This is a genomic window from Actinomadura sp. CNU-125 (assembly GCF_001942465.1).
Classification (GTDB): domain Bacteria; phylum Actinomycetota; class Actinomycetes; order Streptosporangiales; family Streptosporangiaceae; genus Spirillospora.
The window spans coordinates 1-13325 of sequence record NZ_MKJY01000244.1 but is presented as its reverse complement, the minus strand read 5'-3'; the positions used below and the strand labels follow the sequence as shown (position 1 = coordinate 13325).

The following is a 13325-nucleotide window of genomic DNA, read 5'->3' as shown; positions in this document are numbered from 1 at the left end:
GGAGGCCGGGCACCGGCGAAGACTCCGGTCCCGGCGCGGGAACGGACTCCGGGACCGACGCGGGGAAGAGCGAGCCCGCCGTGAACTGGCGGCGGCAAGGGTGAGAGCGGAAACGATGACTCTTCTCACGCGTCCGCATCCTGGACGTAACTGGACAGGCCGCGAGACGTCATGTCAGAGTTCAGGTATGACTGCTGCGGACCCGTTGCTGGCCAAGCGCCGGCACGTCGACTTCCTGCGCGTCCGCAGCGCGATCTGTCGGTGACGCCCCGACCACGCCCCCGCACATCTCCAGCTCCAGCCGGGCGCGTGGTGCATCGGCGTCACCTTTGACTTCTCCCGCTCAGCGTCGAGCCGGCCGAACGAGACTGCCGGTGCGCTACGCGTCCCTCACGACCACAGATGAGGACGCGCGCCGTGCCACCCGCGATCAAGCGCAAGAAGGGCGAGGGCCAGTGGGCCCTCGGCTACCGGGAACCGCTGAACAAGAACGAAGAGAACAAGAAGAACGATGACGGGCTGAACGTCCGCCAGCGGATCATCGACATCTACTCCAAGTCCGGCTTCGACTCGATCGACCCCGCCGACCTGCGCGGACGGTTCCGCTGGATGGGCCTGTACACCCAGCGCAAGCCGGGCATCGACGGCGGCCGGACCGGTGCGCTCGAAGACGAGGAACTCGAAGACAAGTACTTCATGCTGCGCGTCCGGATCGACGGCGGCCAGCTCAGCGGCCCGCAGCTCCGGACGATCGCCGACATCTCCACGCGCTACGCGCGGAACACCGCCGACATCACCGACCGGCAGAACGTGCAGTTGCACTGGGTGCGGATCGAGGACGTCCCCGCGATCTGGGAGAAGCTCGAAGCGGTCGGGCTGCACACGACCGAAGCGTGCGGCGACACCCCGCGCACGATCATGGGCTGCCCGCTGGCCGGGATCGCCGAGGACGAGATCATCGACGCGACGCCCGACCTGCGCGGCATCCACGACCGCTACATCGGCTCGCCCGAGTTCTCGAACCTGCCGCGCAAGTACAAGACGACGCTGTCCGGCTGCACGTCGCACTGCACCGTCCACGAGATCAACGACATCGCGTTCGTCGGCGTGCGGAACGACGAGGGCGAGGTCGGCTACCAGATCTTCGTCGGCGGCGGCCTGTCGACGAACCCGATGTTCTCGCAGAGCCTCGGCGTGTTCGTGAAGCCGGAGCAGACGCACGAGATCTGGCACGGCGTCACGTCCATCTTCCGCGACTACGGCTACCGGCGGCTGCGCAACCGCGCCCGGCTGAAGTTCCTCATGAAGGACTGGGGCCCGGTCAAGTTCCGCGAGGTGCTGGAGAAGGAGTACCTCGGGTACGCGCTGCCGGACGGTCCGGAGCCGGCGGCCCCGGTCGCGACCCGCGACCACGTCGGCATCCGCCGCCAGCAGGACGGCAACTTCTACGTGGGGTTCGCGCCGCGCGCCGGACGGGTGAACGGCGAGCTGCTCGGCGTCATCGGCGACCTCGCGGAGAAGTACGGGTCGGGCCGCGTCCGCACGACCATCGAGCAGAAGATGGTCATCCTGGACGTCCCGGAGAAGAACACCGAGGCGCTCGCGGCCGAACTGGCGGAGCACGACCTGCAGGTGCGCCCGTCCACGTTCCGGCGGCACACGATGGCCTGCACCGGCATCGAGTACTGCAAGCTCGCGATCGTCGACACCAAGCAGCGCGCGATGGACCTGATCGACGAGCTGGAGAAGCGGCTGCCCGACTTCGACGAGCCGCTGTCGATCAACGTCAACGGCTGCCCGAACGCCTGCGCCCGCATCCAGGTCGCCGACATCGGCCTCAAGGGCCAGCTCGTCGTGGACGAGAACGGCGACCAGGTCGAGGGCTTCCAGATCCACCTGGGCGGCAAGCTCGGCGCGACGTTCGGCAAGAAGGTCCGCGGGCTGAAGACGACCTCGGCCGAACTCGGCGACTACGTCGAGCGGGTCGTGCGCAGGTTCGACGAGCAGCGCACCGACGGCGAGGCGTTCGCCGCGTGGGTGCAGCGCGCCGACGAAGCCGACCTCAAGTAGCGGAAACCGAGCAGCGGATCCGAGTAGGAGCACCCATGAGCGAGCGGATGGCGCCGTTCTACTGCCCGTACTGCGGCGAGGAGAGCCTCGAGCCCCGGGAGGAAACGGGCTCGTGGTTCTGTCCCGACTGCGTCCGTTCCTTCAGTTTGAAGTTCCTCGGCGTTGGAGCCCCCCGCACAACCAAGGAGAACTCCCGGTGACACTCCTGGAGACCGACAGACCGGCCCTAGATCTCGAAGACGTCGTCGAATCCGCCGCCGCGGCGCTGGACGGCGCGCCCACCCTGGAGGTCATCCGGTGGGCCGCCGCCACGTTCGGCGACCGCATCTGCCTCACCTCGTCCATGTCGGACGCGGCCCTGATCCACCTGGTGTCGAAGGTCAAGCCGGGCATCGACGTCCTGTTCGTCGACACCGGCTACCACTTCGCCGAGACGATCGGGACGCGCGACGCCGTCGAGGCCGTCTACCCGGTGAACGTGATCAATGTGACGCCGTCGCGGACGGTCGAGGAGCAGGAGGCGGCGCTCGGCCCGCGGCTGTTCGGCCGCAACCCCGACCTGTGCTGCCACCTGCGGAAGGTGGAGCCGCTGGGCCGCGCCCTGGAGGGCTACATGGCGTGGTTCAGCGGCATCCGGCGGGACGAGACCGCCAGCCGCCGCGACCGCAAGGTCGTGGAGTGGGACCGCAAGCGCGGCATGGTGAAGGTCAACCCGATCCTGGACTGGTCCCAGGAGGACATGGACAACTACATCGAGGACAACGGGGTGCTGGTCAACCCCCTCCACTACGACGGCTACCCCTCGATCGGCTGCGCGCCGTGCACCCGTCCGGTCGCGCCCGGCGAGGACCCGCGCAGCGGCCGCTGGGCCGGAATGGGCAAGACCGAGTGCGGCATTCACCTGTGACCTTCCCGACGACCCCGCCGATGGTCGCGGTGGCGCACGGGAGCCGGGACCCGCGCGCCGCCACGACCGTCACCGAGCTGCTCCGCGCCGTCCGGGTCCGCCGCCCGGACGTGCCGGTGCTGCCGTCCTTCCTGGACCACGCCGCGCCCGCGCCCGGCCGGGTGCTGGACGGGCTGGCCGGGGACGGCGTGGAGGACGCGGTGGTGCTGCCGCTGCTGCTCACCGCCGCGTACCACAGCAAGACCGACATCCCGGGCGTGCTGGCCCGGGTCCGGTCCCGGCATCCGCGGCTGCGGCTGCGCACCGCCGGGACCCTCGGCCCGCACCCCCTACTGACGGCCGCGCTGGAGCGGCGGCTCGCGGAGGCGGACGTGCGGCCCGGCTCCCCGGACACGGCCGTCGTGGTGGTGTCGGCCGGTTCCAGCGACGCCGTCCGGCGAACGCGACCGTCGCCGCGCTGGCCGGCCGGTGGCGGGCCCGCGGCTGGTGGGACACCGCCGCCGCGTACGCGTCCGCCGCGAGCCCGACGCCCGCCGAGGCCGGTCGCGGCGCTGCGCGAGGCGGGCGCCCCGCGCGTCGTCGTCGCGTCCTACTTCCTGGCGCCCGGCTACTTCACCGACAAGGTCCGCGACGCGGCCCTGGCGGCCGGTGCCGACGCCGTCCGCGCGGCTGGGCGCGGCCCCCGAGGTCGCCGAACTGGTCGTGCGGCGCTACGACGAGGCGCTGCTGACGGCGCGCGAGGCCGCCGCGGTCTAGCCGTCCGTCCGGCCGTCCGTCCGGTCGTCCCGGCCGAGGGTCTGCAGGTGGGCCAGGGAGCCGTAGCGCGCGACGAGCGCCTCGTACTCGTCCCGGTCGTGGAAGGCGAGGGTGCCCGCGCCGAACGCCTTGGCCGCCTCCACCGCGAACCGCGCGGCGGCCGCGATGTCGGTCTCGTGGCTCGCGCCGGTGGCGCAGCCGGGCACGGCGGACGCGGCGGTGACGGCGAGGCCGACGACGGGCGCGTCCGTCGCGGTCGCGGGCTGCAGGATCGAGTTCAGGTGGTAGACCCCGTTGCCGTACGGGGTGATGTCCTGCGTGGTGATCGGGTAGGTCACGGCGGGTTCGCCGGTGACGACCGCCAGCAGGGCGGCCAGGGCGTCGCTGACGCGCAGGATGTAGCCCTGCTTGACGGTCGGCGACAGCGCCAGCCCCCGGTGGTTGATGATCGTGTTGCCCTTGGTGGTGTCGATGGACAGCACGGCGTCCATGTCGGAAGTCACCTCGTGCTCGTTCATGACGGCGATGTCCACCGGGGAGTCCATGAACGGGACGGGGTCGTGGGGCTGCGTGGGCGCGTCCGGGCAGACGTGCGTGGCGATCACGACGTCGCCGTCGAGGACGTCGCCCCGGTAGCGCATCTCCAGCAGCTTGGCCGCCGCCGCGAGCGCGGCCGCGCCGTCGCCGTCACCTGAACCCGAGGACCTCGGGGCGGGCGCCGACGCCGCCGAGCACGCCCGACGATCCCGAGCGTGGGGGCGTCCCCGCCCGCCGCGCGGCCCCGGCGGCCCGGGACGCGCACGCGCACGAAGTCCGTGGATCCCTTGCCGCCGCGGACGGTGACGATCTCGGCGCCCGAACCGGCGGGGCCCGCGGCGGCGTCGAGGAACTGGGCGAGCGAGCGGCCGGACGCCGCCGGGTCGTCGAGGCGGTCGATCACGGCGAGGACGTGCTTGAGCATGGGCGTTCCTTGCTGGCGAGGAGCATGTTTCCCCAGGTTGCAGCCCTGTTATCGTTATCGGCAACTTTGTCCCGCTATTCACAACGGGAGGACGGATGCCGGGTTCGGGCTTCGCGGCGGACCGCGACACCCCGCGCGGCCTGCTGCAGACGGCCGATCGGGCGCTGCTCGTCCTGCTGGGCTTCGACCGGCACCGCACCGACTGGGGCGTGACGGAGGTGGCGGAGGAGTTCGGCTGGGACAAGTCCGTCGCCCAGCGGGTCCTCGCGACGCTCGCGCACCGCGGTTTCCTCGTCGCCGACCCCGACACGCGCCGCTACCGGATCGGCCCCGCCGCGCTGCACCTCGGCCGGACCTGGGAGCGCTCCGGCTCGCTGCGGATGCTGGTCCTGCCGATCCTGGCGGACCTGTCCCGGCAGACCGGCGACACCGCGCTGCTGTCGGTCCCGGACGGCTTCCACATCCGGTGCGTCGCGGCGGTCGACGGCCCCGAAGGCCCGCTGCGCTACTACCCGCTGGTCGGCGAGCTGTACCCGGCGCACGCGGGCGCGACGGCCCAGGCGTACTTCGCGTTCGTCCCCGAGGAGCTGCGGCGCCGGCTGTTCCGCGACCGCCCCACGGCCCGCTTCACCGGCCGCACGCTGACCGACCCGGACGCGCTCGAACGCCGCTTCCACCGCGTCCGCGAACTCGGCTACGCGTTCACGATCGGCGAGTACGACGCCCACGTCGCCGCCCTCGCCGTGCCCGTCCGGCTGCACGGGGAACCGTACGGGAGCCTCAGCCTCGGCGGCCCCGAGGCCCGCTTCGAGGCCCACGCGGACCGCCTCCCCCGCCTCCGCCGCGCCGCCGAGCAGGTGGAACGGCTGCTGACCGGCGCCCGCCGCCACTGAAAGGAGCACGATGGACCTGCTGCTGCTGTCGAACTCGACGAACCACGGCCGCGCCTACCTCGAACACGCGCTCGACACCGTCACCGCGTTCGTCGGCGCGGGCTCGACGCTCGCGTTCGTCCCGTACGCGCTCGCCGACCACGACGCCTACACCGGCACCGTCCGCGCGGCCCTCGAACCCCGGGGGATCACCGTGCGCGGCGTCCACGCCTCGGGCCTGACCGGCGCCGACGCGGTGTTCGCGGGCGGCGGCAACTCGTTCCGCCTGCTCCGCGACCTGTACCGGACCGGCCTGCGGGACGAACTGCGCGACGCCGTCCGCGGCGGGCTGCGCTACATGGGCGCGAGCGCCGGGACGAACATGGCCTGCCCCACCCTGCGGACCACGAACGACATGCCCATCGTGCAGCCCCCGAGCTTCGACGCCCTCGGGTTCGTCCCGTTCCAGATCAACCCGCACTACATCGACCCGCGTCCCGGCGACACGCACATGGGCGAGACGCGCGAGCAGCGGCTGGCGGAGTTCCTCGAATGCAACGACGTGCCCGTCCTCGGCCTGCGCGAGGGCACCTGGCTGCGCGTCGCGGACGGCACCGCGACGCTCGGCGGCCCCCTGGACGCCCGCCTGTTCCGCCGCGCCGACCCCCCGCGCGACCTCCCGGCGGGCTCCGATGTCTCGCCCCTCCTGCGAGCCCCCGCCAGCTTCGACACCTGACCCGCGAAGCCGGAACCGGCGGGGCCGTCCGCCCGTTGGCGGGCGGCCGGTCGCGTTCCGGGGCGGGTGCGGTGGGTATGCGAGCATTTATGGACGAACGCGACTACTCCGAAGATTCCGGGCATGAGCCCCGTGAGACGCACGACCGCGCGTTCGCACCCGTGAACCAGGGCGCGGACGCACGGGGGCGCACGCGTCCGGGCACGCCCGTCCCGCACCACGTCCCGGACGGCGAGGAGGCCGAGACGAACGGCGGCGACACCGAGATCAGCGGCACCGGGACCCCCGGCGTGAAGCGGGAGCACCCCGACGCGCTCCCGCCGGACGAACGCGGCGTGACCGAGGCCGAACGGCACGACGACAGCCGCTGACGCCCCGCCCATACCGAGGGGCGCCGGGTCGCCGCCGAACGATCCGACCGGTGGCGCGCGCCCCTGGGCTTATTGGGCGGTCCAGCCGCCGTCCACGGCGACGAGCGCGCCGGTGATGAAGCCGGCTGCGTCGGACGCGAGGAACGCGACTGTCTCGGCGACCTCCTCGGGGCGGCCGATCCGGCCGATCGGGTGGGCCGGGCCGAACGAGGCGAGCATCTCGCGGCCGTTGTCGACGACGCCCTCCATGATGTCGGTGTCGATGACCCCGGGCAGCACGGCGTTGGACCGGATGTTCTTCGGGCCGCCCTCGATGGCGAGCACGCGGGTGATCTGGGCCAGCGCGCCCTTGGACGCGGCGTAGGCGGTCTGGGTGTCGAAGGCGACGACCGACGAGACCGAGGCGATCGAGACGATCGCGCCGCCGCCGGCGGCCGCCATGACGGTGGCGCGCCCGAAGCGGTCGCGGGCCGTCCGGACGAACGCGTCGACGTCCGCGCGGTCGGTCACGTCGAGACGCACCGGATGCACGCCGTCGGCGCGGTCGGCCAGCGCGTGCAGCCGGTCGAGGCGGCGGGCGCCCGCGACGACCCGGTGGCCCTCCCCCGCGAGACGCGCGGCGACGGCCTCGCCGATACCGCTGCCGGCCCCCGTCACGAGGACGATCTTGGAGTCGGTGTTCATGGCGTCGAGGCTGCCCGCGCCGGCCGGCGGGTGGCAGTGCGGGCTCTTCCTGGGAGCGACGCACCCAGGAAGACCGTGGGAAGCCGACCTACGATGGGCGGTATGTCACGTTCCGAGCTCGGCGTCTACCTCACCGCCCGGCGGGCCCGGGTCACGCCGGACGACGCCGGGCTGATCGGCACGGGGCACCGGCGGGTCCCCGGCCTGCGGCGCGAGGAGGTCGCGATGCTGGCGGGGGTCAGCGCCGACTACTACGTCCGGCTGGAGCAGGGCCGCGAGCGCTCACCGTCCGCGCAGGTGGTCGACGCCCTCGCGGGCGCGCTGCGGCTGGACGACGACGCCCGGCCGCACCTGTTCCGGCTGGCCGGGCTCGGCCCGCGCGACCGGAACGCCGGCGTGCCCGGCCGCGTCGACCCGAGCCTGCTGCAGCTGATGAGCGCGTGGCCGAGCAATCCCGCCATCGTCTACAACCGCGCCTACGACGTACTGGCCTCCAACGTGCTCGCGGACGCGCTCTTCCACGACTGGGCCCGCTCGCGCAACCTGATGCACGTCGTGTTCACCGACCCGGCCGCGCGGGAGTTCTACCGGGACTGGCACGACGTCGCCCGCAACTCCGTCGCCGGTTTCCGGCTCGGGCACGGCCGTGCGCCGGACGATCCGCGCGTCCGGCGGGTGCTGGCCGAACTGCTCGCGCAGAGCCCGGAGTTCGCGGAGCTGTGGGCGCGGCACGACGCGCGCGGCAAGGCGCTCGAAAGCAAGCGCTTCGCGCACCGCGACGTCGGGCCGGTGACGTTGACGATGCAGACGTTCGACGTCCGTTCGAGCCCGGGGCAGGAACTGGTCGTCTACCACGCGGAGCCGGGGTCCGCGAGCGCCGAGGCCCTCGCCCTCCTCGGCTCGCTCGCCGCGACGTCGCGCCGGGACCGCTGAGCCGTCAGGACTCGCGGCCGCGCCACCAGGCGGAGAGGGCGCGGCGGACGGGCGCGTGGTGCTCGTCGTCCACGATCTTGACGTCGCCCATGACGACCCGGGCGGTGACGCGGACGACCGGGACGCGGGCGCCGCCGCCGGACTCGCGGACGGCCACCTTGCGATCGCCGAGGAAGGCGTAGCCGTCGAGCTCGACGGCGATCCCGTCCGGGACGATGATCTTCACGTCGCCCATGACGGCGGTGGCCTGCACACGGACCTCGCCGGTGGGCACCTGGGCGCCGCGCAGGTCGAGTTCGACGTCGCCCATCACCGACACGGCCTCAAGCGGCTCGTCGATGCGGCCGACGATGCGCTCCTTGCAGTCGCCCATGATCGCGCTGAACCGGCGCTTGACCTGCAGGGGCGCGGGTTCGGCGCCGGGCGCGCCCATGCCGGGCAGGTCGGTGGTGATGCGTTCGAGGTCGTCGCGGGTGACGGCGGCGTAGGCCGCCTCGGTGCGCTCGGTCAGTTCCTCGAAGGTCAGCCGCCCCTCGACCGAGGCGACCCGCAGCCGTTCGACCACCGCCTCGCGCTCGGCGTCCGACGCGCGTACGCCGGGGCTCGCGGGACGGTCGGGGCGCGGGGCGGGCACCGGATCCTTCGGCCCGCCGGGGGACGACGATCCCGGCTGCGGGGTGGACTGACTCATGGTTCCGAAGGTATGCCCCCCGGGGCTTTGTACAATCCGCCGCGCGGACGAGATGCCCCCACCACTTGAGTAGGACTCCCCGCGCCCCGGGCTCCCCGCATGATCATCTTCCGGGCCGAATACTGTTCGGTAGGGTATGTACAGACGATGTGCCCGCAGGTAGGGAGCAGTGCCGTGACCCACGAGGTGTTCAACCAGGTGCCGCCGCTCACCGGCCACGACGTCTCCGACGAGGCGGCGCTGCTGGACGGCCTGGCCCGCGAGGGCGCCGGGTGGGCGGCCGGCGAGGTGCACGAACTCGGCCGCCTGGCGGGCACCGAGCGCGCGCAGGAGCAGGGACGGCTGGCGAACGAGCACCCGCCCGTCCTGCGCACCCACGACCGCACCGGCCACCGCATCGACGAGGTCGAGTACCACCCGGCGTGGCACGAGCTGATGACCGTGGCCGTCACGCACGGCCTGCACGGCTCCGCCTGGACGGACGGACGCGCGGGCGTGCACGTCGCGCGGGCGGCGAAGTTCTACGTGTGGCGGGTCGACGCGGGGCACGGCTGCCCGATCTCGATGACGTACGCGGCCGTCCCGGCCCTGCGGCAGGCGCCCGAACTGGCCGCGCAGTACGAGCCGCTGCTGACGAAACCGGAGTACGACTACGGGTTGCGTGCGCCGCTCACCAAGCGCGCGCTGCTGGCCGGTATGTCGATGACCGAGAAGCAAGGCGGTTCGGACGTCCGCGCCAACACCACCCGCGCGACGCCGCAGGCCGACGGCACGTACCGTCTGGTCGGGCACAAGTGGTTCACGAGCGCGCCGATGTGCGACGTATTCCTCACCCTCGCGCAGGCGCCCGGCGGCCTCACGTGCTTCCTGGTGCCGCGCGTCCTGCCGGACGGCACGCTCAACCCGCTGCGGCTGATGCGGCTCAAGGACAAGCTCGGCAACCGGTCCAACGCGTCCTCGGAGATCGAGTACGACGACGCGGTCGCCTGGCGCGTCGGGGACGAGGGACGCGGCGTCCGCACCATCATCGAGATGGTGAACATGACCCGGCTGGACTGCGTGATCGGCGCGGCGGCCGGGATGCGGCACGGGCTGACGACGGCCGCGCACCACGCCGCCCACCGCGCCGCGTTCGGCCGCGCCCTGATCGACCAGCCGCTGATGCGCAACGTCCTGGCCGACCTCGCGATCGAGTCGGAGGCCGCGACGACCCTGATGCTGCGGCTCGCCGGTGCCACCGACCGGTCGGTGCGCGGCGACGAGACCGAGGCGGCCGTCAAGCGGCTCGGCCTCGCGGTCGGCAAGTACTGGGTGTGCAAGCGCTGGCCCGCGCACGCCGCCGAAGCCCTCGAATGCCTGGGCGGCAACGGCTACGTGGAGGAGTCCGGAATGCCCCGGCTGTTCCGCGAATCGCCGCTGAACAGCATCTGGGAGGGCTCCGGCAATGTCGCGGCGCTCGATCTCCTGCGCGCGACGCTGCGCGAGCCGCACGCGCTGCAGGCGTTCTTCGACGAAGTCGATCTCGCCCGGGGAGCCGACCCGCGCCTCGACGCCGCCGTCAAGGAGGCCAAGGACTCCTTCGCCGACGCCGCGACGATCGAGTTCCGCGCCCGCCGCGTCGCCGAACTGCTGGCACTCGTCCTGCAGGCGTCCCTGCTGGTCAGGCACGGCCACCCGGCCGTCGCGGACGCCTTCTGCGCGTCCCGCCTCGGCGGCGGCCGGGGAGCCGCCTTCGGCACGCTCCCGCCGGGACTGGACCTCGCCCCGATCATCGACCGCGCCGTCCCGAAGGTCGGCTGATCCGTTCGGCTTCACCAACGCCTTGGAAGAGCGTGCGGCGTCTGGCACAGTGATCGCGATCAAGGTTCGCGAGAGCCGGTTCGGCACGGCCCTGTCCGTTGGCCACCGTGGAGGACTTCGATGCCGCAGGTCGCTTCGCTCCGACCGGACGACCCGCCGCGGCTGGGCGACTACACGCTGGCCGGACGGCTCGGCGAGGGCGGGCAGGGCGTCGTCTACCTCGGGCACGGCCCGGACGGACGGCCGGTGGCGGTCAAACGGCTGTGGGGGCGGCTCGACCCCGACGGCAAGGCGCGGACCCGGTTCGCGCGCGAGGTCGAGATCGCCGGGCGGGTGGCCCCCTTCTGCGCCGCGCGGGTGATCACCGCCGACCTGGACGGGGCGGCCCCGTACGTCGTCAGCGAGTACGTCGAGGGGCCCTCCCTGCAGGCGAGAGTCCGCGACGACGGACCGCTCGCCGGTGCGGCGCTCGACCGGCTCGCGGTCGTGACGGCCACCGCCCTCGCCGCGATCCACGAGGCGGGCATCGTGCACCGGGACTTCAAGCCCGGCAACGTGCTGCTCGGCCCGGACGGCCCCCGCGTGATCGACTTCGGCATCGCCCGCGCGCTCGACACGACCTCGACCATCACCAGCCGGATCATCGGCACGCCCGCGTACATGTCGCCGGAACAGATCAACGACGAGGCGCTCGGCCCGCCCAGCGACATGTTCGCGTGGGCCGGGACGATCGTCTACGCCGCGACCGGCGCCGCACCGTTCGACGGCGGCACCTTCGGGGCGGTCATGAACCGGATCTTGCACCACGAGCCGGACCTCGGAGCGCTGGGCGAGCCGCTGCGCGGCGTCGTCGCGGACGCGCTGAGCAAGGACCCCGCGCGGCGCCCCACGCCGCGCGACGTCCTCGACCGCATGGTCGGCGGCGGTGCCGCGCCGGACGTCACCGAGCCGCGGCCGAGCGCGCCGCCCGTCCCGTCCGTCCCGCTCGCGCCCACCCTTCGGCGCCCGCCCCGCGACGGGCCGGTCTTGCCCTCGCCGCGCCCGTGCTGGGCGGCCTCATCGGCCTCTACCTGCTCACCGTGACGCTGGGCCCGCGCCTGATGGAGTCGGTCAGGATGGACATGGGCCTGCGCGACGGCATGACCGACACCCTGGACTGGATGATGCTGCTCTACTACCCCGGGGCCGCGGCGCTGACCGCGCCCCTCGGGGCGTTGCTCGGCAAGCGGCGTCCGAACGCGGTGGCCGCGGCGGCCCTGGGAGTCCTGCTCGCGGGAGCGGCGCTGAGCGGGCTGGCGGGCGACCCCGGGCAACTGCTGACCGGGCGGGTCGTCTCCGGCCTGGGCGCGGGCGCGCTCCTCGCGGGCGCGTCATGCTCGTCCGGCGCGACGGCCCGGTGCGGGCGGCCGGACCCGCCGCCGGGCTCGGCGCGCTCGCCGCCCTGCTCGGAGCCGTGCTCGGCTGGGCGCTGACGACGTCGCTCGGGTGGCGGACGGCCTTCCTGCTGGCCGTCCCGCCGACGTTCGCCGCGCTGCTCCTCGCCGTCGCCGGCGGCATCGTCGCGGTCGGTGCCCGCTCCGCGCCCCGCCGGGTCACATGAAGTTGCGGGTGTGCAGCGCGGACAGTTCCGCCGCCTCGTCCGGCGGGAACCCGAGCCGCTCCAGCCGGTGCCGCCGCCCCTCGTCCATCTCCTCCCGCAGGCGCCGCACCGCGCGGTGACCCGACGCGATCGCGGCGGGCGTCCACTCCCCCGCCGCGAGGACGACGAGCGAGTCGAACACGTCCGCGTTCAACCCGGCGGTGTCGAGCAGCGCGTCGTGCCGCCGCTCGACCGCGCCCCGCAACGCGCCGCGGAAGCCCGGGTCGAGCCTGCCCCGGTGCTCCAGGTGGGCGACGCCGAACGCCACGTGGCGCGCCTCGTCCTGCCTGGCCAGCCGGACGGCCGCGCGCGTGACGGGGTCGGGCGCGTGCCGGTCGAGGAACCCCAGCAGGTTCAGGAACGCGCCCTCGCCGAGGACCGACAGCAGGAACGACGCGAGCGAGAAGTCCGGCTCCGCGAGCAGCGTCGCCAGCGACGCCCGGCCGCCCGCCGACGACGTCCCCGGCTCGCCGCCGCGCAGCGACGCCCGCCGCGCGAACACCTCCACGTGCCGCGCCTCGTCGGCGGCCTGGACGGCCAGCAGCTGCAGCACCTCGCGGAAGTGCGGGTGGACGCGGGCGAGCAGCCGCGCCAGGACGACCAGCGCGGCCTGCTCGTTCTCGACCAGGTACGTCATCACCTGGACGACGGCCGCCTCGACCTCGGCCGGCACCTCGGACTCCGCGTCCCAAGGCACGGCCGCCGCCGGGTCCCACTGGGCGGACGCGGCGTGCGCGTAGAGGCGCGGCGCGATGTCGGCCCACACGACGTCGCGGTCGGCGAGGTCGACGCGAGCGCCGGGCCGCCGGGCTCGACGAGCTCCCCGCGCGCCGCGAGCCCCCCACCGGGGGTCGGGCCGCCGGACGATCCCGCCCGGCCCGGCCCCGCCGGCCCGCTCCGCGCCC

15 protein-coding genes and 1 pseudogene are annotated in these 13325 nt (G+C 73.6%); 11 read left to right on the top strand and 5 right to left on the bottom strand.

The window, feature by feature from the left end; translation table 11 throughout:
• The first annotated feature begins 402 nt into the window (after positions 1-402).
• The 3 genes and pseudogenes from BJF79_RS26385 (at position 403) to BJF79_RS26370 (ending at position 3733) form a co-directional block, all read left to right on the top strand.
• Complete coding sequence (locus BJF79_RS26385; protein ID WP_187357061.1) at positions 403-2070, top strand: nitrite/sulfite reductase; 1668 nt, start codon at positions 403-405, stop codon at positions 2068-2070.
• A gap of 196 nt (positions 2071-2266) precedes the next feature.
• Entirely contained in the window at positions 2267-2977 is a 711-nt protein-coding gene (locus BJF79_RS26375; RefSeq protein WP_075901365.1) for a phosphoadenylyl-sulfate reductase, read from the top strand.
• 20 nt (positions 2978-2997) lie between these two features.
• A pseudogene (locus BJF79_RS26370) lies at positions 2998-3733 on the top strand (sirohydrochlorin chelatase).
• Here BJF79_RS26370 and BJF79_RS26365 read toward each other — a convergent pair.
• Positions 3730-4374 (bottom strand): DUF1177 domain-containing protein, encoded by a 645-nt coding sequence (locus BJF79_RS26365; RefSeq protein WP_262402611.1) that lies wholly within the window; start codon positions 4372-4374, stop codon positions 3730-3732. The pseudogene BJF79_RS26370 and the gene BJF79_RS26365 sit on opposite strands and share 4 nt — an antisense overlap.
• On the bottom strand, positions 4335-4694 hold the full coding sequence (locus BJF79_RS61705) for a DUF1177 family protein (protein ID WP_262402610.1): 360 nt from the start codon (positions 4692-4694) through the stop codon (positions 4335-4337). Before BJF79_RS61705 ends, BJF79_RS26365 begins: the two co-directional genes overlap by 40 nt.
• A gap of 95 nt (positions 4695-4789) precedes the next feature.
• Between BJF79_RS61705 and BJF79_RS26360 the strand changes: the two genes are divergently transcribed.
• The 3 genes from BJF79_RS26360 (at position 4790) to BJF79_RS26350 (ending at position 6673) form a co-directional block, all read left to right on the top strand.
• Positions 4790-5587 carry an IclR family transcriptional regulator gene (locus BJF79_RS26360; RefSeq protein ID WP_075901363.1) on the top strand — a complete coding sequence of 266 codons (798 nt, stop codon included), beginning with the start codon at positions 4790-4792 and terminating at the stop codon, positions 5585-5587.
• A gap of 10 nt (positions 5588-5597) precedes the next feature.
• On the top strand, positions 5598-6302 hold the full coding sequence (pepE, locus tag BJF79_RS26355; RefSeq protein ID WP_075901361.1) for a dipeptidase PepE: 705 nt from the start codon (positions 5598-5600) through the stop codon (positions 6300-6302).
• An 89-nt stretch (positions 6303-6391) separates the two neighbouring features.
• Complete coding sequence (locus BJF79_RS26350; RefSeq protein ID WP_075901359.1) at positions 6392-6673, top strand: hypothetical protein; 282 nt, start codon at positions 6392-6394, stop codon at positions 6671-6673.
• A gap of 69 nt (positions 6674-6742) precedes the next feature.
• On the opposite strand, the gene BJF79_RS26345 is transcribed toward BJF79_RS26350, so the two are convergent.
• The gene (locus tag BJF79_RS26345) at positions 6743-7357 is read right to left on the bottom strand and encodes an SDR family NAD(P)-dependent oxidoreductase (protein WP_075901357.1); all 615 of its coding nucleotides are present in this window, start codon (positions 7355-7357) and stop codon (positions 6743-6745) included.
• Between the two features lie 102 nt (positions 7358-7459).
• Here BJF79_RS26345 and BJF79_RS26340 point away from each other — a divergent pair, with 102 nt between their 5' ends.
• Positions 7460-8290 (top strand): helix-turn-helix domain-containing protein, encoded by an 831-nt coding sequence (locus BJF79_RS26340; protein ID WP_262402609.1) that lies wholly within the window; start codon positions 7460-7462, stop codon positions 8288-8290.
• A gap of 4 nt (positions 8291-8294) precedes the next feature.
• Here the strand turns inward: BJF79_RS26340 and BJF79_RS26335 are convergent, their stop codons facing one another.
• Entirely contained in the window at positions 8295-8981 is a 687-nt protein-coding gene (locus tag BJF79_RS26335; protein WP_083733939.1) for a DUF1707 domain-containing protein, read from the bottom strand.
• Positions 8982-9128: 147 nt separating this feature from the next.
• Between BJF79_RS26335 and BJF79_RS26330 the strand changes: the two genes are divergently transcribed.
• The 4 genes from BJF79_RS26330 (at position 9129) to BJF79_RS26315 (ending at position 12381) form a co-directional block, all read left to right on the top strand.
• Entirely contained in the window at positions 9129-10781 is a 1653-nt protein-coding gene (locus BJF79_RS26330) for an acyl-CoA dehydrogenase family protein (protein WP_075901351.1), read from the top strand.
• A 120-nt stretch (positions 10782-10901) separates the two neighbouring features.
• On the top strand, positions 10902-11864 hold the full coding sequence (locus BJF79_RS26325) for a serine/threonine-protein kinase (protein WP_075901349.1): 963 nt from the start codon (positions 10902-10904) through the stop codon (positions 11862-11864).
• Positions 11825-12253: a hypothetical protein gene (locus BJF79_RS26320; RefSeq protein WP_075901347.1), complete on the top strand. Its 429-nt coding sequence runs from the start codon at positions 11825-11827 to the stop codon at positions 12251-12253. Before BJF79_RS26325 ends, BJF79_RS26320 begins: the two co-directional genes overlap by 40 nt.
• Positions 12235-12381: a hypothetical protein gene (locus BJF79_RS26315; RefSeq protein WP_158079294.1), complete on the top strand. Its 147-nt coding sequence runs from the start codon at positions 12235-12237 to the stop codon at positions 12379-12381. Before BJF79_RS26320 ends, BJF79_RS26315 begins: the two co-directional genes overlap by 19 nt.
• Here BJF79_RS26315 and BJF79_RS26310 read toward each other — a convergent pair.
• A partial coding sequence (locus BJF79_RS26310) for a ferritin-like domain-containing protein (RefSeq protein WP_075901343.1) occupies positions 12374-13325 on the bottom strand: 952 nt, incomplete at its 5' end. The genes BJF79_RS26315 and BJF79_RS26310 overlap by 8 nt on opposite strands.